Source organism: Phyllobacterium sp. UNC302MFCol5.2, from assembly GCF_000686005.1.
Classification (GTDB): domain Bacteria; phylum Pseudomonadota; class Alphaproteobacteria; order Rhizobiales; family Rhizobiaceae; genus Phyllobacterium; species Phyllobacterium pellucidum.
Map to the genome: position 1 here is coordinate 100799 of NZ_JMLL01000016.1, position 26460 is coordinate 127258.

The window sequence follows — 26460 nt, forward strand, 5'->3', positions numbered from 1 at the left end:
GATCAGAGTCCGTCCCGTATCGTTCGGGTGATTTCGATGATGCTGTCGTAATCGGTCGACGTTTCCTGGCGGATCGCCTCGAGTTCCTTGAGGATGAAGATGCCGATCGAGATAAGCGAGGCACGCAGCTCTGGCGGCAATCCGTTGGCGGGGCTGCCGAGATCTTCCAGCACGAGCATCCACAGCCGCGAGGTGAACTGGACGGCCTCGATGCCCTTGAACGAATACCCGCCCTCGTCGCGCGCTTCCTCCAGCATCATGATCGACTGATCAAACAGCGAACGCTCGGTTTCCCTGGCGTTGTCGGCGCCGTCGCTCATGATGTCATCGTATCGGGCCTGGTACATGTTTGTTTCCGTTCACCAGCCAGCGCAGTGATTGCGCTGGTCACTATTTCAGATAGTTGAGCAAGCTCAGGCTTTGAATCTTGACGGTCAGTGCATAAGACGCCTGGATCTGCGTCGTAAGCGCATTCACGCGGGTGGCGGCCTCATTCGGATCGACGGCTTCAAGGTCGAGCACGGAGCTGTTGAGGACATTGAGTTGCACAGCCAGCCGGTCAGTCGCATCCTTGGTGCGGGCCTGCGCATTGCCGAGGAACGCCTGCGTGTCGGCGAGTGCGGTAATGGCGTCGGTCGTCGTCTTCGATGCCTTGCCGACGACTTCATCAAGGGCGGATTGGCTGAGCCCGATATTGCCCAGCTCCGCAACCATTGTCATTGCCATCGCCATCTGCCGGAAGCCGGCGCTGTTGGCGCTGACCGAGGTTTCGGCGATTTCGGTGGGTGCAATGCGGCTCTTGACGAGTGTATCGGAGGCCGACGACCAGTTTGCCGACCATGAGGCGGCGTCGAATTCGCCGGCAAAGGCAGTGTCGAGATAATCCTTCATGGCGGCGGGCGTAATATTGGCTGTCTGCGGATCCGTGGTCGGAAAGCCGAAATAGTCCTGGAACGACTGCAGGACAGCGGCGCGAGCCGGACCTCCCGCAGCGTCATAATCGGCAAGCGGCTTCACGTCGGTGTTGACACCCGCAAAAATATACTCGCCATTGAAGCTCGAATTGAGCAGCTCCGTCGTCGATTGCATCAGGTTTTTGGCCTTGTCGACAGCGACTGCCCTGCCCGCTGCACCACCTGACATTGCCGTCACCGTGCTCAGAAGGTCTTGCGTTCCCTTGATGATGCTGGTGAGCGCATTCTGCGACGTGGTCATTCGTTCCTTGATGACGCCGTTCGTGTCGGTCAGGACGGACAGGCGGTCATATTCCTTGCGCAGTGAGATGGACTGGCCGGTGCGGCTGCCAAGGGTCAGCCCCTTGTCGAAAACGAAGCCGGTCGTTCCCTCCTGCTGTGCCTTGATCAGCTCGGATTGGGCCTTTGCCAGAATGTTGCGGGTCGCATTTGCCAGCATATAGGAGGAAACGGATTGGGTTTTCATATCTATGACGCCGCCTGAAGGAGTTCTTTCAACATGGAGTCGATCGTGGAGATGATCCTCGCCGACGCACTATAGGAATGCTCGAGATCCAGGAGCGACTGCATTTCGGTGTCGATGTTGACGCCGGTCGCATTGGAGATGGCATCGCTCGCCCTGGAAGCCAGAATGCCATTGTATTCGTTGGTCTGCGTTGCAGACTGCCGCTTTGCCTCAAGCGAACTTATGGAGGCAGAGGAGAAGTCGAGCAGGCTCTTGTTGTTGCCGCCGTTCGCCGTTGGATCGTAAATGCGCGGTGAGGTGATCGCGCCGATCAAATTCTGGAGACGTACCGAGAACCCGGCGGAGCCATCGGGGTTCTGGACGTAGTCCGGATTGGCCGGCACCGTACCGCCGTCGCGCAGAAGCGCGGGATTGCCGCCTTCGCTCAGCACATAGGCCGATGAAACCTTGATGGTGCCGGCGAGACCCGGAAGGATCGTGCCATCCGCTGGCATTGCCGGTGCGCCGGGATAGGTGAACAGGCCCGGCACTGTCGGCAGCGTCGGCGGCGTCTTCTGATCGGACTCGGCGAACATGCTGACAAGGCTGCGCGCAATCTCGTCGAGCTGCTTCTGATAATCGGGCGCGACCTGGTCGCGTAGCTGCAGCAATCCGGAAAGGCGTCCCGTGCCGTAGGGCTGCTGGAACGTGTCGTGCGTCAGCGGCACGCCATCGATATAGACCTGGTTGCCCGAAGTGCCGGCGCTGAAGGCGCTGGTTGGCGTGAAGCTGACGGCGCGCGGCTTGCCTTCGAACAGCGAGACGCCGTTCTGGGCAAAGATAACCATATCGTTGTCGCCGCGAACGAGCGTCGTGATGCCGATTTCGCCGGAAATCTGCTTGAGCAGGCCGTCGCGTTCGTCGAGCGCGTCCGACACGTCAGCGCCGGAACGCGTGCCGTTGATCACCTTGGTGTTTACCGTTTCGAACTTGGCAAGCAGCGTATTCAGGTTCTTGACGGAGTCCGCGATGTCGGTATCGGCGTCCTGCCGCAGTTTCTGGATTTCGTCGTTGCCCCGGTTCAGGGCATTGGCAAGGTCGGCGGCTTTCGTGACCGCGGCCTGTCCTACCGTCGTATCGCTTGGCTTGTTCGCATAGAGCTGCAGGGCATCGCGCAGATCGCCAAGCAGGGCACTTGGCGATCCCGATGCGTCATTGGCGGAATAAATACCGGAAAGGCGGTCGAGACCGCCTTGAAGCGTGTCTGAGGCGCCGAGCTGGCTGTTGCTCTCGATATACTTGGACAGGAGGGCATCATCGGCAGAGCGGGTGACCGAGAGATATGTCAAGCCGCCTGGACCGCTGACCACCGAACCGATGCGCCGGGTAAAATTGGGATCGTTTGCGCCGGCAATATTGCGCGACACCAAAGCAGTCTGCTTCGAAACGGTCGTTATCGCACCTTGAGCGGTGTTGAGCGCCGAAGTTAGTGACATACCCTTTGTCCAATCGCCATGAGTTGTTCAACTACCTTTTTAGATTGACCAGCACGTCCATCAGGTCCGCGCCCGTCTGGAAGACCTTGGAATTCGCCGTATAGTTGCGCTGGGCCTCGATCATGTCGGTCAGATCCTGCGCGATATCGGCCGTCGACTGTTCGAGAGCACCCGAGTTCAGGTTGCCGAAGCTGCCCGTGCCGGGGAATCCAACCTGGATGTCGCCGGAGTCAGCACTCGGCGAGAACACGTTGCCGGACATAACGAGCAGATTGTCGGGACTTGGGACATCGGCAAGCGCGATCTTGTAGATCGCTCGCTTGGCGCCGTTCTTGTAGATCGCCATAACGGTGCCATCAGCACCGATGTCGACATTGTCGATCGGGCTCGGAGAGTTGCCGTCAACCTTGACCTGGATAGGCGTATAATCGCCTGCAAGCTGTTTCGTCGCGGAGAAATCGATCTCGAGCGCCTGGCCATTTGGGACATTGATCGAGATGGACTGGTCGGTGGAGTTCAGCTTTCCGGTCACCGCGTCGAACGTATAGTTCTCGGTCGTCAGCGGCGTTGCCGGCGTATAGGGGAAGCCGCCCGAGGCCGCCGCATTGGCATGGTCATAGGCCGCGACTTCCCAGGCATTATCTGCGGTCTTGGTGAAATAGAGGTCGACGACCACGACATTGCCGAGATTATCGAATGTCTGGATCGACGTTTTCGCCGTGTACTTGGCCGAGGCGGTGGCGTTCGCCGGCGGACGGTCAGCTGCTGCCACGATGTCCGCGCCTGCCGGAAGATTGGCGGTGAAGATACCGGTCCGACTGGGATCCGCAATGAGGTCGTTCTGGGCAATGCTGATTTTTTCGAGACCCTGGTAGCCGTTGGCGACAGGATTTACGTTGCCGTTGGTGATTGGATAGCCCATCAGGTAATAGCCCGCCGTATTCACCAGGTTGCCCTGCGGGTCCGGGACGAATGAACCTGCACGCGTTAGGTACGGCGTGCCGCTCGAATTGCTGACGATGAGAAAACCCTTCCCCTGCAGGGCGAGGTCGGTCGAAGAGGTCGTGTAACGCAGGGACCCATCTTCGGAAATGTGGTGGCGGACCGTGGTTTCGATGCCACCCGAATTATACTCGCCGCCCGAGCTTGGCAGCACGAGCGAGGAAAACTCGGTGCTTGCCCGCTTGTAGCCGGTCGTACTGGAATTGGCGATGTTGTCCGATACGGCCGACAGGCGGTTGGCCTGGCCGTTCATGCCCGAAATGCCGGTTCGCATCATTCCATAGAGGCTCATATCCGTCTCCTTGCGTCACACCTTGCGTACAAGATCGTTATCCTGCGATTCTTGCGCGAAGCTGACGCCTTGTAGTCCTTTGGGATTAAGGGGTTCGGCGCTTCCGCCACTGGCGAATACAGCGCCTAGTCGAGATTGATGCTGTATCCGAGGAAGCGTTTCGAATCGATCGGGTCGTAGCCGAGCTGCTCGCGCAATTTCTTGCGCAATTTGCTGATATGGCTCTCGACCACGCTCTCTTCGACATCGCTGTCGAAAATGCCGTAGATGGCGCTGAATATCTGCGCCTTGTTGAGCCGGCGGCCACGGTTGGCGATCAGGTATTCAAGGATACGGCGCTCGCGTCGCGGCAAGGAGAAATCGATGCCATTGACCTGCGGATCGCGCCCGTCCGAAAAGACCCGGATTGGACCGATCTGCGTGCCGGCATCACCGTTGCCGTAACGGCGGCGGATCGCGTTGATGCGCGCCAGGATTTCCCGCACGTGCATCGGCTTGCGGACGACGTCGTCGACACCTGCCTGAAAAAGCTCCAGTGTATGCTCGAGAGACTGTGTCTCGTTGACGGCGATAACCGGTGCCGCACAGCGTTCACGAATTTTGTGTGGAAACTTGTTCCGATCGGCGCATTCCCCTAGCAGAAATGCTTCGACGGCCATAATGTCGTTCTCCTGAACAGTGGCGACCCAGTCGCCAAAATCGTCAGGAGCAAAGCCGGTTGTCGTAATGCCCTCGCGGGCGAACCACGCAGAATACCCACTCGTCACCAAACTTCGTTCGTCGACGACTACGATCACAACCCCACCTTTCGAATCAATAAGTTGCCCCAAGCAACACACAACTAGCGGTGGTGGTGACTCGTGGACAATTCCCAAGAAATAGACCCCAATTTATAGGGAAGCGCTGGCCATTCCGAGCGTACGATTTTTCCTTGACTGTGTCCTGTTTTCTGATTCGTTTTTGGGTCAGAACAAGCTTCGCAAGAATCCCTTGAAGGGAATTCACGTTTTCTTACCAAGTGTTACGGGTCATGGTTGATTCTTGCCGCAGAACTGGCGTGCTTTCGAGGTCCAGTTACCGAAGCCACTGGCCACCATGTTTTCGATCACGCGGCAGACATAATATTGCTGGGCGGGATCATTGTTGGGCCCGGCGTGATAGCGGGCGACCGCCATAGTCCAGCTTCCCTCGCGCGAACGGAGCCCCTTTAGAAACCGCGCTGCATAGTCGACATTGGCCTTGGGATCGAGCATTGCGGCGACGGAGGGAAATGCGTCCGCATGATAATGCTGGTTGATCTGCATGCAGCCGAGGTCGATGAGTTTGGCGCCCTGCATCTGTGCTTGGGCGAATTTGGCCGCTGCGGCGGCGGCAGACGGCATGAAGTATGGCGTGCCGTCGATATTCATGGCGTAAGGCTGGAGCGATTCCTTATGCCCGGTCTCGGTGAGGCCGACGGCATAGAGAATGCCGAGCGGAATGCCATACTTCCCCGACGCCCGGTGCATTTCGCGCTCGCAGAGGTTTTCGGATGATGCGGGGTTCGCGATGGCAAGAAGGCTAGACAACCAGACCGCGTGAAACGTGGCTTTCAATACCAGGCTTACCGGCTTTTTCCTCGCGCTCATCTGCTCTCGTGTCTCCCGGATATTGCTGGCCCGCCGATCCGCCCTGCTTGGCGCCTCCGGATGCAGCCTGTCCCTGCCCATAGGCCCGCGCATCCGCTTGCGCGTCCTGCCCGCCGGAATTGAGCTGGCCACCGTGCGCATTCGAAGACGGGCTCGACCGGTCGATCACGGCGATCGTAATCGACGAGCTGTCGTCGCCAACACCAGCCAGTTTCAGTGCCTTGCCGAGGGCCTCATGATCGCGGGCGAGATGCTCGGCCGCCACATTGTTCTCGGCGTTCAGCTGAATGTGCATGCCTTCGGACGTCAGCCGCAGCCGTGCTGTCACAGTGCCGAGTTCTATGGGTTGAAGCTGGATCACGAGCGTCCGCGTGGCGCTGGTGCTGCGATCGGAAATGACATGGACATCGCTGATACCGGGACGCCCGGCAACCGGCGCGGCAGCGGCCGGCGTTAACGGCGTTGCGATCCTGAGATCAGACTGGCCTCCAGCGCTCGCGTTCGCCATCGCAGCGTTTGTCGATGGCGCAGGAGAAGGCTCCGCCAGGCGCGTAACGCTTCGTTCCGTCGAAGGCGACTGCACGTTCGCTTCGCCTGCTTCCGGACGCGCGGAAGGCGGCGGGGCCGCAGGCGTAGTCTCTCCGTTGCGGGGCTGCGCGGCCTCGGTCTTCACCGGGGGTGCTGCCGGGCCTGTCTCAGCCGCTTTGTCAGGCAATGCAGCTTCGGAAGCGGGCTTGCCGACGGGTTTCACCGAAGTCGTGCCGTCAATCAGCGCCGCTGCGTCGTCGACGATGCTGGCCGCAAAACGCGGGTCGGCTGTAGCGAGGGACTGTTCCTGTGCCTGCTGCTGAGTTTGGAGCAATTGCTCGAGTGCCAGCATGGTCTGGCCGAACATCCCCTGCCCGGCGGCGGGGCCAGTCTCTTCGTCGTTTTCGGCTTCAGCTTCTTTGTCCGGCGTATCGCGCACGCCTTCCTTCACCTCGCAGCTCTTTCCGCGATGATGTTTCGGCGCCGTCGCCTTTACCATGGTCTCAAAGTCGAGAGCCGCCTTGCCGTTCGCCGGCAACAACAGTTCGATAGGGGATTCGCCTTTGCCGCTGTCCTTGATGCGGGCTCCGATCAGCGATTTCAACGGCATGTCGGCTCCAATCGTCATTTGCCTGTCCTCCCGAGGAGCGCGTCAATAGCGTCTAGCTTCTTTCGTGTCTCAAGGACGAGTGGATCTGGCTCATCCGTGGTCGGCGCTGCGCTGGCCGCCGCTGGCGCGCTGGACTGCGCACTGGCTTGTACGGGCGCGCTGCGGGCTGCCGGCTTTGGCGGTGCTGCCAGTTCGGGAATCGGTTGCGCCAAGATCCGGCTCGACATGGCAAGCGCTGCGTCGAGAAGCTTGGCATCGCGTTCGTGCAGGCGGTCGCGCGGCAGCTTCGACAGCATGAACTTCGCATCGCCGGTCTTGTCGGAGCCGACATTGCTGACTGCAAGATAGAGCTTGGCCTGTGTATCGTCGGTCTTGAGTTCGGCCGCCAATTTATCGGCTCGCTCCGAAACAAAACGAGCGCGTGCAAGATCGCCTGCGACCAGTGCTCCCCGCGCTATCCGCAGGTAGAGGGGCAGCCGCGCGCGCGGCCAGGCCAGTGCTGCGATCTCTTCGATTTCGTCGTTGCTGACGCGATCTTTCAACTCCATCAACGCGTCGACGAGCTGGCGGAAGAAATCTTCCGAATAGGGCGAATAGGAAAAACGCTGCAGGTAGTTGCGGGCGAGAAGCCTGACCTTGTCCTTGTCGCCGAGGCGAGCGGCAATCGTCAGTCCGCGGCGCAGCGCCGCTTCCTCAAGGAGCGTGCCCGGCGCATTGAGCCGGATATAATCCAGACGCTTCAGCGCTGTTCCAGCATCGATGGCGGCAAGCTGGGTGGCGGTCACGAGATAGATCGAAGCGACGAGTTCGCTTGGAACATTTGGCGGAATTTCCTGGAAGTTCTCGACGAAGTGCAGCGTATCGCCGTCAGCATAGGCCAGTGAGCCCGCGACCAGCTTGGGATCAACCTGGTCGAGCTTCGCCGAGGCCAGGATCGCACGCACCACCTCCGGGTTACCGCCGTTCAAGAGGTAAACGAAGATCGCATAGGCATTTGCCGGCTTCTGCCAGACTTCCGGTTTCGCCGCCCGCAGCTGTTCGGCGATATGGCCGAGCACCCGATTGAGCATCGGCAAGGCTTCCGGTTTGCCCGACGCGACCTGATCCTGCAGCATCCGCATGGAGCGCACGAGGAGATAGGGTTCGGGCGTCGGCAGATTGACCTGCGCGGCCGCGCCGGCAAGCGGCAGGCTGAAAAAGCCGAAGACCAGCCAATGGATCGCGCTCCCTGCCCTCATCTGGACCCCGTCTTCAGGAAGATGTCGATACGCCGGTTCTGGGCCGCATAGGGGGCGGATGCGATCTTCGGATCGCGGTCAGCGTAACCCTCGACGCGTAGAACGCGCTTGGCGTCGAGGCCCTTGCGGGTCAGCATGTAATAGGCCATCTGCGCCCGGGCGGATGAGAGCCGCCAGTTGTCGTAGGTATCGCTCTTGAATGGCCGGCTGTCGGTATGTCCGCTGATGACGACCTCGCCGTCGCGTTTACCGATGATCTTGGCGATTTCGTCGATTACCTGGATGACGCGTTTGTCGGGTTTGGCCGATCCGATCGCGAACATGCCGTAATCGACCTTGTCGGTCAGCTGGATCAGCAAGCCGTCATTCCTGGCGACGACGGTGATGTCTGGCGCCTTCGCATCGCTGGCCGCACCGGTTTTCTTGGCGATTTCGTTGGCAAGCTCCCGCGCCGATTCAACCTGTGCGGCATCCGGTGCTTTTTCATCCTTTGAAGGAGCAGCCGGTGTTTCGGCGGTGATGGGAGGCTTGGCCTCCGGCTGATCGGGCGCCGATCTAGCCTCGCCCGCGGCGATGCGTTTCTCGAGCGCCGCCTGCTGGGCATCGGCATCGGCCTTGGCATTCGACGCCGATATCCTTTGCTCCTGCGAAGGCGGCGGGACGGCGGGGCTATCGGTCAGCGGGAAAATGTCGTCCTCGACATGGGTCGACCAGTAATTTGGATTGAACGGATCGCGGTAGGCGTCGCCACCCTTGGCGCCCGTCGAAGGGCCGGCCTGGCTCGAGCCGCCTTCGCCCTTGGCAGAGCGGTTCTGGAGAACGCCGGAGTCGGTGGCGATCTCGGCGAGAACCGCATAAGGATCTTTGAAAATCTGCCGCTCCTCACGTTCGGGGACGGGCTCGACCTGTTTTTCGTTGCGGGCGCTCTTGGTAATGGGATCGACGGATTCGGGCCGCTCGAAGCGAACCTTGCCCTCCTCGTTGTCGATCTCCTCGATGCCCTTCGGCTGCGCCTGCCGGTCCATCAGCTTTACAGGATTGAAGTAGCTGGCAACGGCGGCCTTCGTCTCCTCATTGGCGGCATTGATCAGCCACATGACGAGGAAGAACGCCATCATCGCCGTCATGAAGTCGGCATAGGCGATCTTCCAGACGCCGCCATGGTGGCCTTCCTCACCGTCGCCGCGACCGCGCCGGACGATGACGATTTCGCGATGCGTTTCAGGGTCGATGTTCATCGGGTTTGGTCCTTCAACGCGTCGATCAGGTGGCCGAGGCGTGTTTCGATCACGACATCATCGAGTTTCATCGTTAGCTCGGATTGGTTTGCCTCGCGGAACGTAAATCGGATCGGATCGATCTCCGGCCGCGTGCGTAGCGCGTCAAGCAGGTAGCGAGGCCCGGTTACGTCGATAAGAACGCCTTCGAGCCCTTTTGTAAGGCGCTCGAGTTCACCGACAAAACCACCGATCGCCCGTTCACGCAGGTTCGCCTCGACGAGAGGAGTGAGCGCAGCCGCAAGGGAACCGGAAAGATCTGCAGCAATGCCTGACAAGCCATCGGCAAGTTGCGCGGCAAGGCGCGCGCCAGTATCGGCAAGAAAGGCGGCATCCGCAGCGGCGAGTTGTTCCTGGAACTCGCGCTCCAGCCGGACTTTCTCGGCTTCGAAAAGTACCGCCGCTTCCGCCTGACCTGACTCCCGCCCGGCTGCGAAGGCTTCCTTCACCTTGAGTTCGTAGTCGATGATGTCGACGATTTCCTCGGCCGGCTCGATGACCTCGTCAAGCGTAGCTGCTCGCTCGCGAACGCTGGTGAAAACCGTCACGCGATCTGGCGGCACCCGTTTCGGGGTAAAATCGGTAAGAACGCTGGCGAGGGATCGTGCGCTCATCTCAGGCGGCCTCGTGGACCCATTGCTTCAAAATCGCCGCAACCCGTTCCTCGTCCATGTCGATCATCTGTTCGAGACGATTCTGGGCAGGAACGCGCATGCGGCGCCTGAGTTCGCTCAGATCGTCATAGGGCATGCTTTGCTCGGAGCGAGCGGGCGCGACGGCAGGAAGATTTGCTGCCATTGCAACATTCGGGACAGCAAGCTCTGACACGCCGGCAATTTGCGGGACCTCCGCGGCCTTGCCCATTTCGCGCATCAAGGGCCGGACGCCAAGCCATAGAATGAGGGCAACAGCGGCGATGAGCGCAGCCGCGTTGACGAAGCTGCCGGCCTGGCGGAAGACCATTTCCGATATAGGCGTCGAGGTCGGCTGCAGTTGCTCGTCGGTCGTTTCCATGAAATTGACGGCGGTGACGTTGATGACGTCGCCGCGCTTCTGATCGAGGCCCGCCGCCGTTGCTACAAGCTCGGTGATCTTGGCGATCTGCTGGTCGACGAAATTGGCCGGCGGCGGCGTCGCGCCAGCCGTTTGCAGAAGGCGCGCCTGATCGATGACGACCGCGATCGACAGCCGCTTGATCTGGTAGCTGTCGCTGGTGGTCGATACGGTTTTCGAGTTCAGCTCGTAATTCGTCAATTCCTCGCGCTTGTCGGTCTTTTCAGACGAACTGTCTCCGTTCTTGCTGGCGATCTGTTCTTGCGGGATGTTCTGTTCGACACCCGTGGCATTATCGCTGGTCGAGTTCTGCGAATCGCCGCTCTCACGGACGACCCGAACCGAGCGTTCAACCCGGGACTCCGGATCAAATACCGTCTCATTGGTCTGTCGCTTGTCTGTATCGAGCGCCACCTGGACGCTCGTCTGGAAGTGTCCGACGCCGAGATAGGGGGCAAGCGCCTTGCGAATGTTTTCATCGACGGAGGTGGAAACATTCTGTTCAAGGGTCGCCGACATGACCGCACCGGCGCTCGTTCCGTCGTCCTTGGAAGCGAGGAGGCGGCCATTGGTATCAAGGATGGTCACTTCGGCGGCGGTCAGTTGCGGCACCGCGGCGGCCACAAGCTGGCGGATCGATTGGGCGGATTCGATCGCAAAGTCGCCCTCGGTGCGGATGACGACCGAGGCGGATGGCGCCTGATCACCGCGGCGGAAACTTCCTTTCTCTGGAAGAACGATATGAACGCGCGCCGCCTTGATGCCGCGGATTGCCTGGATCGTGCGGGAAATCTCGCCTTCAAGCGCCCGTACGCGCGTAATTTCCTGCATGAACGACGTAAGACCCAGCGAGCCCATATTGTCGAAGAGTTCATAGCCGGCATTGTTGCTGGTGGGCAGACCTTTTTCCGCCAGGTACATGCGGGCCTGGTCGGCCTTGCCGAAGGGAACGAGAATCGAGGTGCCGTCGGATTTCACGTCGAAGGGGATGCCGGCCTCGCCGAGCGCCATGCCCATTCGGTTCACATCATCGCGGCTGAGGCCGACATAAAGCGTCTCGTACTGGGGACGATTGAGGTAGAAACTCGACACGAGAATTACGCTGAACAGCGTCACACCAACGATGCCAAGGGCAATGAGCCGCCGCGCCCCGAGCTTCTTCAGCGCTGCAAACAGCTGCTCAAATGTGTGCCTGATATTCTTTTCCATCGATTCCCACCACGATCCCGTAACCGAACCATAGAGGTCGAAGCTTGCGCGAAGTTAGAGCCGCGCGTCACCATGTACCGATGAAAATTCTCCCGTAGTATCCGGCTAGTACCGATAGGCGATCTGCATTTGCTAGGCTTTCCTTCGTTGAAACCTTGGGAGGAAAAACATGCCAAGCGCCAAGATCCTTATGATTACCGGTGACTATACAGAAGATTACGAGACGATGGTGCCGTTTCAGACACTGCTTGCCTGCGGCCACACGGTGCATGCGGTCTGTCCGGGGAAAAAGGCCGGCGACACGGTCGCAACGGCCATTCACGATTTCGAAGGCGACCAGACCTACTCCGAAAAACGCGGCCACAACTTCGCACTCAACGCAACGTTCGCCGAGATCCGTCCCGAGGATTACGATGCGCTTGTCATTCCCGGCGGACGGGCGCCGGAATATCTTCGGCTCGATCCGAACGTGATCAAGGCCGTCCGCCACTTCTTCGACGCCGACAAGCCGGTTGCCGCGATCTGCCATGGCGCCCAGCTTCTTGCCGCAGCAGGGGTAATCGAGGGGCGCAAATGCTCGGCCTATCCCGCATGCCGCCCCGAAGTCGAACTCGCCGGCGCAAAGTTTGCGGAGATCGCCATCAACGATGCCGTTACCGATGGCAAGCTCGTAACCGCCCCAGCTTGGCCGGCCCACCCTGCCTGGTTGCAGCAGTTCATGGCTGTGCTCAACGCGTAAGCGCTGCTAAGCTCAATGGGTGTTTGCGGGTTTGGGAGGCAGCATGTGTGAATTGTTCATCAAGGCGGATGCGCGTCTATGGGAAAGCACGACGCGCTCGCTGCGAATCGACGGTATGGTCACCAGCGTGCGGCTCGAGAATTTCTTCTGGTCTAAACTGGAGGAAATCGCACGGCGTGACGGAATGAACGTCGTGCAACTCATTACGCGGCTGCATCATGAGTCGATTGACGCCGGTCATGATCTCGGCAACTTCACGTCGTTCCTTCGCGTCTGCTGCGCGCGCTATCTCGATCTGCAGCTGTCGGGGGATATACCTAGGGATCTGGCGCAGCCGATTGCGGGTCTCAATGCCCGAGCGATCCTTGGCCGTGAACGCGAAAAATATCACTGAGGTTAGCAAAACGAAAAAGCCCCGGATTTGAAGTCCGGGGCAAATTTCTTGTAACGATATTATTTATCCGATTAGCCGCGGAAGAGCGACAGGATGCTCTGGTTGCTCGAGTTTGCAATCGAGAGAGCCTGTACGCCGAGCTGCTGCTGAACCTGGAGAGCCGACAGACGAGCCGATTCCTTGTTCATGTCGGCATCGACGAGCTGGCCGACGCCGCGATCGATGGCGTCCATCAGGTTGTCAGTGAAAGCCTGCTGCGTGTCGATGCGGGTCTTGGCAGAACCCAAAGCGGCAGCTGCGTCCTTCATCGTGCCGATTGCAGTTTCAACAGCCGACGAGGTCGTTGCAGACGTCAAGGCAGCTTCGAGGTCGAAAGCGGCAACGGACATGGTGGTGACGCCGGTACCGGATGTATATCCCGTCACGATGCTCTGTGCGGTGCCACCGGTAGCAAGCAGATTGACGCCCTGGAAGGTTGCGCCCTTGGCCATTTCGACGATCTGAGCCTTGAACTGGGCAATGTCGGCGTCAATAACGGTGCCGTCGGTGCCCGGCGTTTCCTTGGCGACATACTTTGCCTGAATCTTCTGAGCGAGATCGATAGCGCTGTTGAGGGACGTGTAAGCCGTATCGACGATCGAAGCGCCGAGACCGAGGCCGTCCTTGACTGCGGACAAAGCCGTGTTCTGGGTGCGCATGCCGGTCGCGATCGACCAATAGGCGGCATTGTCAGAAGCCTGGGCGACGCGCTGGCCCGTAGCGATACGGTCCTGCGTCGTAGCAAGATTCTTGTTCGTTGTGTTAAGCGTCTGCAGCGCCGTCATTGCCGACGCATTGGTAAGAATGCTGGTCATGGAAGTAGGTCCCTGATGAGATACAAAAAAGGGGACATACCGGGTTTTCACCGGTGTGACGGAGCGGCCTGATGCCTATTGCCCTGAAGGCAACCCGCCATATTGTGATCAGTACGTCTAATGTATTACCGTTTTAATAACAAGGTCCTATGGATTTTATCTAATATGAAAATTCCGCCGGCGAAAGGAATTTCGCCGGCTAACTGACGCGTCACGTATAGGAGCGGATCAGGCTCCCGACCAGGATGTTCCATCCGTCGATCAGCACGAAAAACAGGATCTTGAACGGCAGGGAGAGCACTGTCGGCGGCAGCATCATCATGCCCATCGACATGGTCAACGTTGCCACGATGAGGTCGATGACAAGGAATGGCAAAACAATCAGAAAGCCGATTTCAAACCCGCGACGCAATTCGGAAATCATGAATGCCGGGATGAGAATGCGCAAATCGACGACGCCGGCGGCCTTGGTGCGAAATGATTCGTCGGCGAGGTCTTCGAACAGGCGGAGATCCTTGTCGCGTACCTGCCGGAGCATGAATTCACGAAACGGCGTCGTGATTTCATTCATCGCGACATCCTGGGTGATCTGGTTGTTGACGAGCGGCTGGACACCATTCTGCCACGCGCGATCGAACACGGGAGCCATGACGTAAAAGGTCATGAACAGCGCAAGGCTGATCATCACCAGATTTGCCGGTGTGGTCTGCAGACCAAGGCCTGCACGAAGTAGGGAAAATGCAATGGCAAAGCGGGTGAAGCTGGTCACCATGATCAGGAGGCCTGGCGCAATCGACAAGACCGTGAGCACCGCCAGCATCTGGATGATCTGGCCACTTGTCGAGGCGCTGCCGGGCGGCAGGAGCCCTTCGAGGATCGATGGCGTTTGGGCCATGGCGGTCCCGCCGAGTGCGAGGACCAGCAGTGGCGTCAGCAGACGTATTTTCATTCCATCACCAGCGCCCAGATATAGACTTTTTCGATCTTGCCCTCGGAGCGCATTTTCGCTCGCTCTTCAAGGTCCGTGCGCAGATATTCGAGCCCGGCCGGCCCACGAAGCTGCATGAGGTTGACCGTGCGCAGAAACGCCATGAAATCGCCGGTGATCGTCGCGGCAAGCTCGTCCGGAATTTTCTCGCCCGGCCGCGCCACAACGCCGGCTTCAAGCCGCAACCAGACATTCTGCGGAATTTTCACATTGGTGAGGATAGGCTTCAGCGGCACGACCGTTCCAAGCGGCATGTCCTCCGCGGCAGGCTTGCGACTGGTTTCGGTAGCCGTCTCCGCCGCCTCGTCTTTCGCGAGTCCAAGCTTGCCGCCAAGGAACCATCCGCCGCCGGCAGCTATGAGGGTCAGGATGACGACAACGCCGATCAGGGCTACCAATGATGGACCCTTTGGTGGTGGTGTGGTTTCTTCGGCGACGGCGCTCATCGGTTTCGACCTTTAGAATGGTGCAACGGTGTCAAGGACCTGCTGTCCCCATGGCGGCTGCTGCACTTCGCTTTGCCGTCCGCGGCCTCCGTAGGAGATGCGCGCCTCCGCAATCTTGTCATAGGAGATCGTATTGGAACCCGAGATGTCTCGCGGCCGCACGACGCCGGCGACGTTGAGGATACGCAACTCGTAGTTCACGCGGACTTCCTGCGATCCCTGGATCACCATATTGCCGTTCGGCAGGATGTTGGTGACGATCGCGGCGACGCGCAGGTCGATCTTTTCAGAACGCTCGATCTTGCCCTCGCCCTTCGATTTCGTATCCGAGTTCAGGTCGAGATTGCCGCTGATGTCGCCGCCCGAAATCCCGCTGCCGCTGATATCGGCCGTTGCGCCGTAGACTTGCGAGGAGGCGCGCGAACGATTCGACTTGTTGTCGAACTTCGCTTCCTCGTCGAGCCTGATGATGACCGTGAGCACGTCGCCGGGATTGGCCGCGCGCGGATCGCGGAAGAATCCCGCCTGGCGGTCTTGCCAGAGCGAATATTGCTGCGGCTTCGGCTGCGTCGGATAATAGGCGGGATCGGTGACGCTGAAAGTCTGGCCGACGCCTGCTCCCACCGGCGACATGGCTGGCGCCCGGTTGAGATCGCGGAAATTATTGGCGCAGCCGGCAAGGCCCATAAGGCTGGCGACCAAGATGAAGGAGGCCGCTTTTTTCATTGGGCGGTTCTTTCTTTTTGTGAAACGACGCGCGATCCGACAATGACACGCGCGAGCTTGGAGGCCTTATCGGGCGGCATCTCGTTGAGTATGACGCTCGATACGCGCGGATTGAGCTTGAGCAACAGCGCCGCTGCCGCTTCATCGCCGAGCAGCGCCATTTGCGCAGCGGCGGCATCTGGGCGCATCTTTGAAATGATGCCGACGAGCGAATCTTCGGCCTTGTCGACGAATTCATCGCGGCGCTTCAGCCAAACTTCATATTCCTGACGCTTGGCTTCGAGTTCCTGGATGCGGCTATCGACATCGGCGCGCAGTTGCTGAAGTTCGCGCGTTTGCATGGCGTAGCGCGCATCGGCGGCCTTGTCGTTGATGTTGGTGCAATAGCGGTCGATCTCCTGCGTGGCATCCTCGTGCCCTGCATCCTGGGCGCCTGCCACCCCGGCAAAGCTCAATGCCGCGCCTAGAATCATCCCGAAGAGGGCTCGATAGGCTCTACCCGAAGGCGTCCAGGCGTAACTCATTGCACCACCAGTTCCGCATGCAGGGCGCCCGCCGTCTTGATACCCTGCAGGATGGCGATGATGCCCTGAGGCTTCACGCCGATCTGGTTCAACCCCTTGACGAGACTTTCGAGATCAGTTCCACCGAGAACGCCGATATTGGACGTTTGCGTTGCCTGGATATCGGTATTGGGCTCGACCGCGGTCACGCCATCGCTGAAGGGCTCAGGCTGGACGACCATCGGCGTTTCCGTAACGCGCACCGAAAGGCTGCCGTGGCTGATGGCGACACGCGAGATGCGCACCTTTTCGCCGATCACGACGGTGCCGGTACGCTCGTCGACGACTACGCGTGCAACCTCGTCCGTCGGTACGGGGAGACCTTCGATCTCGGCGACGAAGCGGGTGGCCGAGATGTCTTTCGGCTTGCGCAGGCGGATCGATTTCGAATCCCGCTCCTTGGCGACCGGCTGCTTGTAGCGGCGCTTGGCGAAAGCATTGATCGTGTCGGTGATGCGGACGGCGGTCGTAAAGTCTGCCTCACGCAGCTCAACCACCAATTCGTCCTGGCCGAAGTTGCCGGTGACTTCCTTTTCAACAAGGGCGCCGTTTGGGATGCGGCTGCTGGTCGGAACGCCCTGTGTCAGGCTCGCCGCATCGCCCGATGCGGAAAAGCCGGAAACGACGAGATTGCCTTGCGCAACGGCATAGTTCTGCCCGTCCGCGGCGGCAAGGGCCGTCATGACCAGTGTGCCCCCGGCGAGCGAAGTGGCATCGCCGAGCGACGACACCGTGACGTCGATACGCGAACCGCGCCCGGCGAAGGGCGGGAGGTTTGCTGTGACGATGACGGCCGCGATATTCTTGACGCGCGAGGCTCCGGGAGGCGGACTGATGCCAAGGTTGTCGAGCATGGCGCGCATCGACTGTTCGGTGAACGGCGCATTGCGCAGGCTGTCGCCAGTACCATTGAGGCCGATGACAAGACCATAGCCGACAAGCTGGTTCTCGCGGACGCCCTGGATATTGGCGATGTCCTTGAGGCGTGCGATCGCACCGCCCTCGCCCAGCGGCGACGCGGCACTGCCCCAGCGCTCGGCTTCGTTCTCGGCGCGGCGCCAGGCAGCGTTGGCTTCGGCAGGGGTTTTATAGCCTTTGTCATTGGACTCGCCAGCATTGGCCGCAATCGTCCCGGTAAGAATGAAGGCAAGGAGTAAGGCGAGAAGCCGCATTATTGCATCCCGACCTGAATCGAGCCGTCGGCTAGTATCGTGCCGGTCACGATGATGCCGCTGTCGACGTTGCGTACCTTGACGAAATCGCCCGCATGGCCGGGCTCCATCGCCACGCCCTTTGCGCTGATGACGAGAGAGCCGGTGTTGTAGACCAGAGGGACCGCAACGCCGCGCTGGATAAGGTCGGGCTCGTTGACGGCGGTCACCAGGATAGGCTGCCCCGGCAGCAGCGTCCGTCGCGCAACCTTGCCGACGAGCTGATTGACGTGGAGCACGTAATTGCCGGCAGCGCTGGCCTTGATGCTGAAGATCTTTTCGGACAGACCCTCATTGCCGATGGTCTGGCCGGGGTAGATAATCTGCGACGGCACGATGAACGCAATACGCTCGGCCATGGCGCCGGTGGCATGGACCATGGCCCATAGCGCGAGCGCGATGCCGACTGCGATGTTTGCGAATGTGCGTCCTGCTGTCGTCATGATTATCCTCAGCCGCCAAGATTCTTCGAGACGACCGATGCCATTTCATCGGCGGCCTGGATGACCTTGGAGTTCATCTCGTAGGCGCGCTGTGCGGTAATGAGATCCGTGATCTCCTTGACCGGATCGACATTCGAGCTCTCGAGATAACCCTGCTTGAGCGTACCGAAGCCGGGATCGCCCGGAACGCCAACCACGGCGTCGCCGGAAGCATCGGTCTGGCGGAAGAGATTGTCCCCGAGCGGTTCGAGGCCGGCTTCGTTGGCGAAATTGGCGATCTGCAGCTGGCCGAGGTTCACGAGCTGCGTCTGGTCGGCCATCTTGGCAAAGACCTGCCCGGTATCCGTGATCTTCACCTCGACCGCATCGGTCGGGACGACGATATTAGGTTCGACGAGGTTCCCGTCGAGTGTCACGAGCTGTCCCGTATCATTCGTGTTGAACGCGCCGGCGCGGCTGTAGAGCGTTTCGCCAGCGGCGTTCTGGATTTGAAACCAGCCGCGGCCGACCATGGCGACGTCGAAGGGATTGCCGGTCTGATTCAGCGCGCCCTGGATATGCAGGTTGCGGACGGCAGATGTCTGCACGCCGAGGCCGACCATGGCGCCTTCCGGAACGACGCTCTGGTTCGAGGCATTCGGCACGCCAGCGCTGCGTTCGGCCTGATAGAGCAGGTCCGAGAACTCTGCCTTGGCGCGCTTGTAACCGGTCGTGTTGATATTGGCGATGTTGTTGGCAATCACTTCCAGGTTCAGCTGTTGGGCATTCATGCCGGTCGCAGCGATCGTGAGCGCTTTCATGGAATTTCTAATGCCCTTCCGGCCATGTCGGCCAAGTTCCGTTGATGTGCCTAGATCGGCATGCGGCTGATTTCGAGATAGGCCTGGACGATCTTGTCGCGGATGGCGATCGCCGTCTGGAGCGACTGCTCGGCATCCATGACGGCGTTGACTACATCACGCGTCGGCACGTCGCCGGTCATGCTCTTCATTGACATCGCCTCGGCATTTTCGAGCTTGCCGCTGACCGATCCGGCGAGCTGCGAGAGAACGTTGTCGAAGGAAGGCCCGCCGGTGGTGGCTGCGGGCTGAACCTGAGACGCCCCGCCGGTTCCCTGGCTCACCGTCTCGGTCAGTTTCGAAAGAGCGTTGCGGGTGGAAACACTGAGAAGTTGATCGATCATCAGGAATTCCTCAAGAGGTCGACGGTCATGGCAATGAGTTCGCGTGCTTGCTTGACCACCTGGAGATTGGCTTCATAGGAACGGTTCGCCTCGCGCATGTCCGCCATTTCGACGACCATGCTGACGTTCGGATATTTGACGTAGCCGCGCGAATCTGCGGCCGGGTGGCTGGGATCGTACTCTTCGACGAACTCGGAGGTGTCCTTGCCGACCTCGGCAATACGTACGGTTTCGACGCCGGTGCTTCGATCGAGTTCGGTGGCGAACGATACGGTCTTGCGGCGGTAAGGGTCGCCGCCGGCTGTCTTGGCCGTCGACTGGGCATTGGCAAGGTTTTCCGAAACGATGCGCAGTCGCGTCGATTGGGCGTTGAGACCGGAAGCGGCAACTTTGAGGGCGGCCTGTAGCGGATCGGACATCGGCTTAGCTCTTTACCGAAGACAGCATCATTCGGTGAAACGCCTTCACGATGCTGGTGTTGAGCGCAAACTGTCGGTTGACCTCACCGGATTTCACCATCTCGCTTTCGAGGCTGACGGTGTTTTTCGAGTGGTTCTGCTCGGCAACCGCATCCTTGCGCATGGTGGTTGCTGCAATTCCGGACGCGTCGATTTCGAGGTGTTTCGGATTGGTCGCAGCCATCGTCAACTGCGTCTGCTGCAGCACGTCCTTGAACGGTTCGACGTCCCGCGCCTTGAAGCCGGGCGTGTTGGCGTTGGCAACGTTGCCGGCAACGGCCGCTTGCCGCACCGACAGCCATTCGGCCTGACGCGATGCCAGTTCGAACAGATGGATTCCCTGCATGTCTTCCTCGCACGTCAGAAGCGCTTAATCTTTGCTTAAACCTACGCTGCCAAACTTGCGTGAGACTTGCGGCCCGAGCCAGCTTCGGAACTTGTGTCGTTGGCTCGAGTCAGTTGGTTCGGGTGATGACGTCGCCATCGGAGGTCTTGATCGAGAAACTGCCCGGATCGGCGCCGCGCTCGATGGCGACAAGCGTGCTTCCATCCGGCAAAGGCGAGCCTTTTTCGACGAACCAGTAGCCGCTTTCGTCCTCGATCATCACCAGGCCGCCTACAACCTCGCGCAGCAGGAATACCGGTTTGCCGGGGAAAGGCTGCTTGCTCGCCTCCTCGATCTGCTTGAGCCTGTCACCCGTGAGTTCCGCCGTCGTGGCCGTGGTCATCGCATCGACGCCTTCTCCGGTTTGCGCCTGTGCCGAGCCGCGATTGCCGTGTGTTTCCCTTACAACCTTTTGATTGGTCCGATTGAGGGGGTCACGCACCGTTATTCCGGAAGCAAGCGGCTTTGGGCGCGCATCGAGGATGTCGTAATACATGACGAAGGGGAGGACGGCGCAGATCGTGGCGAGCACGATGCCGGCGCCCTTCAGGTAGCCGTCGAATCGCTTGTCACGGACGGGCACTGGCGGCGGGTCAATCGCGTCTGCCTTGCCTGACGCTGGACGCTTCGTGTCGCTGGGCTTCATGATGGCTCCTTTGGTCTCAGCGCGGCGGCGAGATCGCTATAGGGATCGATCGACAGTGGCGATGCCGGAGTCTGCTGCATGGCATTGTAAATGAGCGGAACCAGTGTGACGGCCTGATCGATATGCGGATCGTTGCCTGCCTGGTAGGCACCGATCATGCGCAGGTCGCGCGTTTCCTCGAACCGCGCGATCAGACCGCGCAGGCTGGTCGCAAGCTTTGCCTGTTCGGGTGTCCAGTTGTGCTGCGCGAGGCGCGAAATCGAACTCAGGATATCGACTGCGGGAAACCGCCCCTGCGCGGCAATGGCGCGGTCGAGCACGATATGCCCGTCAAGCGTGCCGCGGATTGCATCGGCAACAGGATCATTATGGTCATCTCCGTCCACAAGGACCGCATAGATGCCTGTGATCGTGCCTTCGCCATCGAGCCCCGGTCCGGCCCGCTCGAGCAGGCGCGGCAACTGGCTGAACACGCTCGGCGGATAACCACGCGAAACCGGGGGTTCGCCGGCCGCAATCGCGATCTCGCGTGCGGCATGGGCGAAGCGGGTAATCGAATCGACGATAAGCAGAACATTGTCACCGTGATCGCGGAAATACTCGGCGATGGCCGTCGCGGTGTTTGGCGCAAGCCGCCGCATCATCGGGCTTTCGTCGCCCGTCGAGACAACCGCAATCGTCTTGTCGAGCTTGCCCGCCATCGTGTCTTCGAGCATGTCGCGTACTTCGCGGCCACGTTCGCCGGTAAGGGCGAGGACGACTGTGTCGAAGTCGGCGGCCCGGGTCATCATGGCGAGCAATGTCGATTTGCCGACGCCGGAGCCGGCGAAGATACCCATGCGCTGCCCGAAGCACATCGGGACGAAGACGTCGACGACGTTAACGCCGCAGCGCAGGCCCTTTTCGACGCGGCCGCGCTCCATGGCCATCGGCGCTGCGCGATCGACAGGCACGGGTTCGATCCCCGCTGCGAGCAGCCCCTTGCCGTCAAGCGGTTCCCCAAGTGCGTTGATGACCCTGCCCTTCCAGCTTGCCGCTGGCGACAGGCGCAGTTGTCCCTCCGGAAAGACCGGCGTTCCGAGCGAAGGCACGATGCGGTCATCGAATGGCTTGATCAGCACGCGCTTCTGTTCGAGGCGGACGACTTCCGCCGGGTGCAAACCTTCGGTGGTCCGGATCATCACCATGTCGCCCAACTGCGTGCTGTCGGAAATGCCGCGCACGCCGATCGCCGAGCGGGAGACATCCTCGACGTAGCCGCCGGTCGCCGCGGCGCGTTCGCCTGTCGCCTTTGAAATCAGGCGGGCCAGCGCGTCGAGATTGCCCTTTCGCTCAGCTATGGTCTGAAGTGCGTCTTCGAGTGCGTGCATGAGCTAGCTATCGGGCGCCAGGGAAATGGCTCATGTGCTGGACCCCAGGGTCCTGACAGCATCCTTGAACGTATTCTCGCTACCACGCAGCAGCGCATCGACGCGTTCAAAGGCGCGGGAGACATTCATCAGGCGCGTCATTTCGCTGATGGCGTCGACGTTTGACCCCTCGATAGCGCCCTGGATGACACCAGCATCCGGATTGTCGATCGCAGGCTGCGCCGCAACACTTGGAATGACAGCTGAATTGTCGAAGTAAGTGAGCTTCGCATTTGGATCGATCGTGAACAGTCCGATCACGCCAAGCTGGCGGCCGTTTTGGGTAACTGTTCCGGAAGGCGAAATCTGCGGCGGGCCACCATTGGGATCAATGGTCAGCGGCTGGCCGCCGGCATCGAGAATTGGGTAGCCCTTGACCGACAGGAGTTCGCCGGTTGTCGACATCTGCATGCGCCCGTCGCGGGTGAAAACCTGTCCGGCGGGGGATTGCAGGGAAAACCACACATTGCCTTTGGCAGCGACGTCGAGCGGATTGCCGGTCTGGGTAATCGGCCCTGCCTCGGTCTTGATGAAGCTCTCGCCGGCGCTGACGAAGCTCGAATTCTCGGCCGCCTTCGAAACCATGACGTCGAATTTCATGCCGGTGGCGCGAAAGCCTGGCGTCGACATGTTCGCGACATTGTGTGCCAGCGCGTCCATGCGCCGTTCAAGCGAGATTTGCGAAGACAGGCCGACATAGATCGAATTTTCCATCAGCGGCCACCAAGCTTGAACGACTGCAGCGTTGTCAGGATGCTGTCGGCGATGCCGATCTGCGTGGAACCGCCGACGAGCAGCGACGGTATGCTGGTCGAGGTCGAAGGGTTTTTCATCTCATACATCGCGGTGAAGCGCGTGATCAGCTTGGCGAGCTTGGCGGGGTCCTTGAGGTCCGCCAGGTTCAGCTTGTCCTCGACCATCTTGGCCTGGCGGTCGATGTCCATGCCGGATGTCTGCGCAGGGATCGAGAAAGTGGTCTGAAAGACCTCAAGCAGCGCTTTGTCGCCAAGAATCTCGTAGGAGTTGGTAATCGCGGGCGCCTTTCGGGCGAAATAGAGCGCCAGCCGAACCCCCTCATTCTGTTGGCCAGTCTCCACCTCGAGTGTCTGGCGGACATATTTGTCGACGATCGGCTGCAGCGTTCCTGGCTGGCTCGTGGCCTTGTCGCCGTACTTCACGAAGTTGAACGCGGTCGCAAGCTCCTTGTAGCGCCCGTCATTGAGTTTGTTGGCGAAAGCCTCGTTGCTGTCGATGCCCTCGGTCAACACCTTGCGGATGAACGCCTTGGCATAGGCCATGTCACCAAGGCCGAATGACTTCAATGCAAAATTGTAGAGCCGCGTGTCCTTCATGAAATCGTCGACGGATTTCACGTTCTGGATGTTCTTCAGGTAGTACTCGCTGTCGCGCTTGACCGCGGGTTCTGCAGATACACGGGCAAGTGACCGCGGCAAATCCTTAGCGATCAGGGTGTAGCTCGTCAAAGTGTTCATGATGCGCCTTTCCCGAAGGGTTTGCGCATGTGTCGCAGACCAAGCTTGCCTGAAGCTGTCCGCGCCGTCCCTCCAATCCTGCAAGGTTCACACAAGCCGCAACTGCTAGCTCTTGGCTTCGCTGGCAAACCTGCGGGAGAGTGACTTGGGTATTCTTATTGGACTGGTTGTGACGATGGGGTGCCTGCTTGGCGGATTTATCGCCATGGGCGGACATGTTGCCGTTCTTATGCAGCCATGGGAATTCGTCATCATCGGCGGCTCCGCCTTCGGCACCTTCCTCGTTGCCAATCCGTTTTCGGCGGTCAAGGATACGGGCCGCGCCTGCATGGAAGCGTTCACCAACAAGATCCCCAAACAACGCGATTATCTGGACGTCCTCGGCGTGCTCTACGCATTGATGCGCGAACTGCGCGCGAAATCGCGCAACGAAGTCGAAGTTCACATCGACAATCCAACGGAATCGCCGATCTTTCAGGCGTTTCCGAGCGTGCTGAAGAATCACGACCTGACGAACTTCATCTGCGACTACTGCCGCCTCATTATCATCGGCAATGCCCGGTCACATGAGATCGAAGCGCTCATGGATGAAGAACTCCACACGATCGCCCGCGACAAGCTGAAGCCATACAACGCCATGGTCGCCGTATCGGAAGGCCTGCCGGCGCTCGGCATCGTCGCCGCCGTGCTCGGGGTCATCAAGGCGATGGGCGCGCTCAATGAATCGCCGGAAATTCTCGGCCATTTGATCGGCGCCGCGTTGGTCGGCACCTTTGCCGGCATATTCCTTTCCTACGGTGTCGTCGGTCCGATCGCAACGAAGATCAAGACAACGCGCGAGAAGCAGAACCGCCTCTACATGATCGTGAAGCAGACGCTGCTTGCCTACATGAACGGGGCCCTGCCCCAGATCGCGCTCGAATACGGACGCAAGACAATCTCGGCCTATGACCGTCCGTCGATCGATGTGGTCGAGCAGGAGACGTTGTCCCCGGCGCCGATGCAGCAGGCAGCATAGGGTGATCATGGAAGCCGAAGCGGAAACCAAACGACCTGACGTCCTCGCCGAGAGCATTCTTCGCGCCGCCGGAATGTCGGTCGATGACCTCAAATCGCTGGAGACCGTCTTCCGAGAACTCGCGGCATCGTTCGGCGCGCGGTTTGCCGCACAGACCGAGGTGCCTGTTACCGCTGAGCTCGCTGGCGTCAGGACCCTGGAGAAAGACGCGATCACGAACACGCTCGCGCAATCCGGTCTTGTCGGGATGGTGCCGGTATCGAAATGGGGCTCCCACGTCGTCCTCGCTGCGGACCGCAGCTTTGTCGATTGTGGGATCGAAGCGCTTTTCGGCTCGGGAACGAGTGCCGGAACCGGGAGCGCCGCTCGTCCGCTCACGTCGGTGGACCTCATCATCGCCCGACAGGTCTTTGCGGATGTAACGGCATCGCTCGACCATATGTTTGCCGCAGGTGCCGAGGGGCTGTTCCAAGTCGGCGATCTGGTCGAGCCGGCTCATCTCGCGCCAAACACGATTTCTGAAACCCGCATGATTTGCTGCGCTGTCACATTGAAGTCAGCCGGTCGCTCCGGGCAAATACTGATCCTCCTGCCGCGGTCGAGCTTCAAGCCCATGCAGGACGCCATCGCCCGCATGCTGCGGCAACCGGCCCATCATTCCGACCCGGCATGGGCGAAGAAGCTGCGGCTCGAAGTCAGCCGCGCCCACATCGATGTGGAGGCCTATCTCCAGCAAGGGTCGATGACGCTCGAGCAACTCGCGCTCCTGAAGCCGGGCCAGATACTGCAACTGCCCAAGGATGCGATCGACCAGGTCCGGCTGCGCAGCGGCCACCAGGCACTCTACAAGTGCCGTCTCGGCAAGGCTGGCAGCGCATTCACGGTCCGGATCACCGACCCCATCAATGAAGAAGAGGATCTCCTTGATGAGCTTGCCGCTGGCTAATCTCGTCTCGATCGTGCTGACCGCCGTCTCGCTTGTGGTTTTCCTGGCGGCGCTGCGCAAGGCAAATCGCCTCAACGCGATGAGCCGGATCGTGGCCCACCAGGTGGCCAGTTCAGCCGCCAACCTGCAACAGGCCCTGGCGATCCTCCAGGCGGAACGCGAGACCTGCCGCGACGAAAGCGTGCGCCTCGAAGCGCGCCTGCGCGATTCCGATCGCGTCCGTTCCGAAATTACCCGGGCCATCGATCTCGTCGAGCGCGCCAAGTCGGATCTGAAGGATGGCGTCCGCACCCCGGCGGTCTCGGTACAGCCTTCCTTTACTGCTGCAAAGGCGGCATCAGCCCCGGCACAGCCCGAAATTCCGGCAAAAATCCTTCCGGTCTTTGTCAACCGCATCGTTCGCAGCGCAGATGTCGCAAGCGTCGTCCTCTAACCTTCATCGGGATAAATAGATCATGGCCCCCCACGACAGGAATTCGATCGAAGACGAGCTCAACGAAGCGATCGAGGAATTGAAGCGCGATGACTCGCAGCCTCGCAAACAGGCGGGCGCAAAACCCAATATCGATCTCATCATGGGTATACCTGTCGACGTTCAGGTCGTGCTCGGCAGCACCTCCATGCCAGTTGCAAATCTTATGAAGCTCGGCCGCGGCGCCGTGGTGACGCTCGACAAGCAGATCGGCGATCCAGTCGACATCGTCGTCAACGGCCGCGTCATCGCGCGCGGTGAGGTCATCGTCCTCGAAGACGATTCGTCCCGCTTTGGCGTCAGCCTCACCGAAGTCATCGGCAGCGGTGCCTGA

General features: G+C 60.1%; 32 protein-coding genes. 6 read left to right on the top strand and 26 right to left on the bottom strand.

Annotated elements, in window-relative coordinates; genetic code table 11:
• Positions 1 to 2 precede the first annotated feature (2 nt).
• The 11 genes from flaF to fliF form a co-directional block, all read right to left on the bottom strand.
• Positions 3 to 347: a flagellar biosynthesis regulator FlaF gene (gene flaF / locus BR48_RS0120780; RefSeq protein ID WP_027233068.1), complete on the bottom strand. Its 345-nt coding sequence runs from the start codon at positions 345 to 347 to the stop codon at positions 3 to 5.
• A 43-nt stretch (positions 348 to 390) separates the two neighbouring features.
• Positions 391 to 1440, bottom strand: a complete 1050-nt coding sequence (locus BR48_RS0120785; RefSeq protein ID WP_027233069.1) for a flagellar hook-associated family protein — start codon at positions 1438 to 1440, stop codon at positions 391 to 393.
• A gap of 2 nt (positions 1441 to 1442) precedes the next feature.
• On the bottom strand, positions 1443 to 2915 hold the full coding sequence (gene flgK / locus BR48_RS0120790; RefSeq protein WP_027233070.1) for a flagellar hook-associated protein FlgK: 1473 nt from the start codon (positions 2913 to 2915) through the stop codon (positions 1443 to 1445).
• Between the two features lie 31 nt (positions 2916 to 2946).
• Positions 2947 to 4209 (bottom strand): flagellar hook protein FlgE, encoded by a 1263-nt coding sequence (locus BR48_RS0120795; protein ID WP_027233071.1) that lies wholly within the window; start codon positions 4207 to 4209, stop codon positions 2947 to 2949.
• Positions 4210 to 4334: 125 nt separating this feature from the next.
• Positions 4335 to 5006, bottom strand: coding sequence for a response regulator transcription factor (locus BR48_RS0120800; protein ID WP_027233072.1), 672 nt, complete (start codon positions 5004 to 5006; stop codon positions 4335 to 4337).
• A 231-nt stretch (positions 5007 to 5237) separates the two neighbouring features.
• Positions 5238 to 5837, bottom strand: coding sequence for a transglycosylase SLT domain-containing protein (locus BR48_RS0120805; RefSeq protein ID WP_027233073.1), 600 nt, complete (start codon positions 5835 to 5837; stop codon positions 5238 to 5240).
• Entirely contained in the window at positions 5770 to 6993 is a 1224-nt protein-coding gene (locus BR48_RS0120810; protein ID WP_027233074.1) for a flagellar hook-length control protein FliK, read from the bottom strand. Before BR48_RS0120810 ends, BR48_RS0120805 begins: the two co-directional genes overlap by 68 nt.
• A complete protein-coding gene (locus tag BR48_RS25170; protein WP_051615314.1) occupies positions 6990 to 8213 on the bottom strand; it encodes a hypothetical protein in 1224 nt (407 codons plus the stop codon). The genes BR48_RS0120810 and BR48_RS25170 overlap by 4 nt, the downstream gene beginning before the upstream one ends.
• Entirely contained in the window at positions 8210 to 9451 is a 1242-nt protein-coding gene (locus BR48_RS0120820) for a MotB family protein (RefSeq protein ID WP_027233075.1), read from the bottom strand. Before BR48_RS0120820 ends, BR48_RS25170 begins: the two co-directional genes overlap by 4 nt.
• Positions 9448 to 10104 (bottom strand): hypothetical protein, encoded by a 657-nt coding sequence (locus BR48_RS25605; protein ID WP_051615316.1) that lies wholly within the window; start codon positions 10102 to 10104, stop codon positions 9448 to 9450. Before BR48_RS25605 ends, BR48_RS0120820 begins: the two co-directional genes overlap by 4 nt.
• A 1-nt stretch (position 10105) precedes the next feature.
• On the bottom strand, positions 10106 to 11752 hold the full coding sequence (fliF, locus tag BR48_RS0120830; protein ID WP_027233076.1) for a flagellar basal-body MS-ring/collar protein FliF: 1647 nt from the start codon (positions 11750 to 11752) through the stop codon (positions 10106 to 10108).
• Between the two features lie 169 nt (positions 11753 to 11921).
• Between fliF and BR48_RS0120835 the strand changes: the two genes are divergently transcribed.
• Both BR48_RS0120835 and BR48_RS0120840 read left to right on the top strand, forming a co-directional pair.
• Complete coding sequence (locus tag BR48_RS0120835; protein WP_027233077.1) at positions 11922 to 12491, top strand: DJ-1/PfpI family protein; 570 nt, start codon at positions 11922 to 11924, stop codon at positions 12489 to 12491.
• 43 nt (positions 12492 to 12534) lie between these two features.
• Entirely contained in the window at positions 12535 to 12885 is a 351-nt protein-coding gene (locus tag BR48_RS0120840) for a ribbon-helix-helix domain-containing protein (protein ID WP_027233078.1), read from the top strand.
• A gap of 71 nt (positions 12886 to 12956) precedes the next feature.
• Here BR48_RS0120840 and BR48_RS0120845 read toward each other — a convergent pair whose 3' ends face one another.
• The 15 genes from BR48_RS0120845 to BR48_RS0120915 form a co-directional block, all read right to left on the bottom strand.
• Complete coding sequence (locus tag BR48_RS0120845) at positions 12957 to 13739, bottom strand: flagellin (RefSeq protein ID WP_027233079.1); 783 nt, start codon at positions 13737 to 13739, stop codon at positions 12957 to 12959.
• Between the two features lie 211 nt (positions 13740 to 13950).
• Entirely contained in the window at positions 13951 to 14688 is a 738-nt protein-coding gene (fliP, locus tag BR48_RS0120850; protein WP_027233080.1) for a flagellar type III secretion system pore protein FliP, read from the bottom strand.
• The gene (locus BR48_RS0120855; protein ID WP_027233081.1) at positions 14685 to 15173 is read right to left on the bottom strand and encodes a flagellar basal body-associated FliL family protein; all 489 of its coding nucleotides are present in this window, start codon (positions 15171 to 15173) and stop codon (positions 14685 to 14687) included. The genes fliP and BR48_RS0120855 overlap by 4 nt, the downstream gene beginning before the upstream one ends.
• Before the next feature lie 12 nt (positions 15174 to 15185).
• Complete coding sequence (flgH, locus tag BR48_RS0120860) at positions 15186 to 15899, bottom strand: flagellar basal body L-ring protein FlgH (protein WP_027233082.1); 714 nt, start codon at positions 15897 to 15899, stop codon at positions 15186 to 15188.
• The gene (locus BR48_RS25180) at positions 15896 to 16423 is read right to left on the bottom strand and encodes a MotE family protein (RefSeq protein WP_348625702.1); all 528 of its coding nucleotides are present in this window, start codon (positions 16421 to 16423) and stop codon (positions 15896 to 15898) included. Before BR48_RS25180 ends, flgH begins: the two co-directional genes overlap by 4 nt.
• Positions 16420 to 17634, bottom strand: a complete 1215-nt coding sequence (locus BR48_RS0120870) for a flagellar basal body P-ring protein FlgI (RefSeq protein ID WP_027233083.1) — start codon at positions 17632 to 17634, stop codon at positions 16420 to 16422. Before BR48_RS0120870 ends, BR48_RS25180 begins: the two co-directional genes overlap by 4 nt.
• The gene (flgA, locus tag BR48_RS0120875) at positions 17634 to 18053 is read right to left on the bottom strand and encodes a flagellar basal body P-ring formation chaperone FlgA (protein ID WP_051615341.1); all 420 of its coding nucleotides are present in this window, start codon (positions 18051 to 18053) and stop codon (positions 17634 to 17636) included. The genes BR48_RS0120870 and flgA overlap by 1 nt, the downstream gene beginning before the upstream one ends.
• Positions 18054 to 18124: 71 nt before the next feature.
• Positions 18125 to 18916 (bottom strand): flagellar basal-body rod protein FlgG, encoded by a 792-nt coding sequence (gene flgG / locus BR48_RS0120880; RefSeq protein WP_027233085.1) that lies wholly within the window; start codon positions 18914 to 18916, stop codon positions 18125 to 18127.
• Positions 18917 to 18966: 50 nt separating this feature from the next.
• On the bottom strand, positions 18967 to 19299 hold the full coding sequence (locus BR48_RS0120885; RefSeq protein ID WP_027233086.1) for a flagellar hook-basal body complex protein FliE: 333 nt from the start codon (positions 19297 to 19299) through the stop codon (positions 18967 to 18969).
• The gene (flgC, locus tag BR48_RS0120890) at positions 19299 to 19718 is read right to left on the bottom strand and encodes a flagellar basal body rod protein FlgC (RefSeq protein WP_027233087.1); all 420 of its coding nucleotides are present in this window, start codon (positions 19716 to 19718) and stop codon (positions 19299 to 19301) included. Before flgC ends, BR48_RS0120885 begins: the two co-directional genes overlap by 1 nt.
• A 4-nt stretch (positions 19719 to 19722) precedes the next feature.
• Positions 19723 to 20103 carry a flagellar basal body rod protein FlgB gene (flgB, locus tag BR48_RS0120895; protein ID WP_027233088.1) on the bottom strand — a complete coding sequence of 127 codons (381 nt, stop codon included), beginning with the start codon at positions 20101 to 20103 and terminating at the stop codon, positions 19723 to 19725.
• A 109-nt stretch (positions 20104 to 20212) separates the two neighbouring features.
• The gene (locus BR48_RS26370) at positions 20213 to 20788 is read right to left on the bottom strand and encodes a hypothetical protein (RefSeq protein ID WP_051615319.1); all 576 of its coding nucleotides are present in this window, start codon (positions 20786 to 20788) and stop codon (positions 20213 to 20215) included.
• The gene (fliI, locus tag BR48_RS0120905) at positions 20785 to 22158 is read right to left on the bottom strand and encodes a flagellar protein export ATPase FliI (protein WP_027233090.1); all 1374 of its coding nucleotides are present in this window, start codon (positions 22156 to 22158) and stop codon (positions 20785 to 20787) included. Before fliI ends, BR48_RS26370 begins: the two co-directional genes overlap by 4 nt.
• Positions 22159 to 22188: 30 nt before the next feature.
• Positions 22189 to 22914 carry a flagellar basal-body rod protein FlgF gene (flgF, locus tag BR48_RS0120910; RefSeq protein ID WP_091925073.1) on the bottom strand — a complete coding sequence of 242 codons (726 nt, stop codon included), beginning with the start codon at positions 22912 to 22914 and terminating at the stop codon, positions 22189 to 22191.
• Positions 22911 to 23693: a DUF1217 domain-containing protein gene (locus BR48_RS0120915; RefSeq protein ID WP_027233092.1), complete on the bottom strand. Its 783-nt coding sequence runs from the start codon at positions 23691 to 23693 to the stop codon at positions 22911 to 22913. Before BR48_RS0120915 ends, flgF begins: the two co-directional genes overlap by 4 nt.
• A 142-nt stretch (positions 23694 to 23835) precedes the next feature.
• Here BR48_RS0120915 and motA point away from each other — a divergent pair, with 142 nt between their 5' ends.
• The 4 genes from motA to fliN are packed head-to-tail and all read left to right on the top strand — an operon-like array spanning position 23836 to position 26460.
• On the top strand, positions 23836 to 24708 hold the full coding sequence (gene motA, locus BR48_RS0120920) for a flagellar motor stator protein MotA (protein ID WP_027233093.1): 873 nt from the start codon (positions 23836 to 23838) through the stop codon (positions 24706 to 24708).
• A gap of 7 nt (positions 24709 to 24715) precedes the next feature.
• Positions 24716 to 25654, top strand: a complete 939-nt coding sequence (locus tag BR48_RS0120925; RefSeq protein ID WP_027233094.1) for a FliM/FliN family flagellar motor switch protein — start codon at positions 24716 to 24718, stop codon at positions 25652 to 25654.
• Positions 25635 to 26087, top strand: coding sequence for a hypothetical protein (locus BR48_RS0120930; protein WP_027233095.1), 453 nt, complete (start codon positions 25635 to 25637; stop codon positions 26085 to 26087). Before BR48_RS0120925 ends, BR48_RS0120930 begins: the two co-directional genes overlap by 20 nt.
• A 22-nt stretch (positions 26088 to 26109) precedes the next feature.
• Positions 26110 to 26460 (top strand): flagellar motor switch protein FliN, encoded by a 351-nt coding sequence (fliN, locus tag BR48_RS0120935; RefSeq protein WP_036815168.1) that lies wholly within the window; start codon positions 26110 to 26112, stop codon positions 26458 to 26460.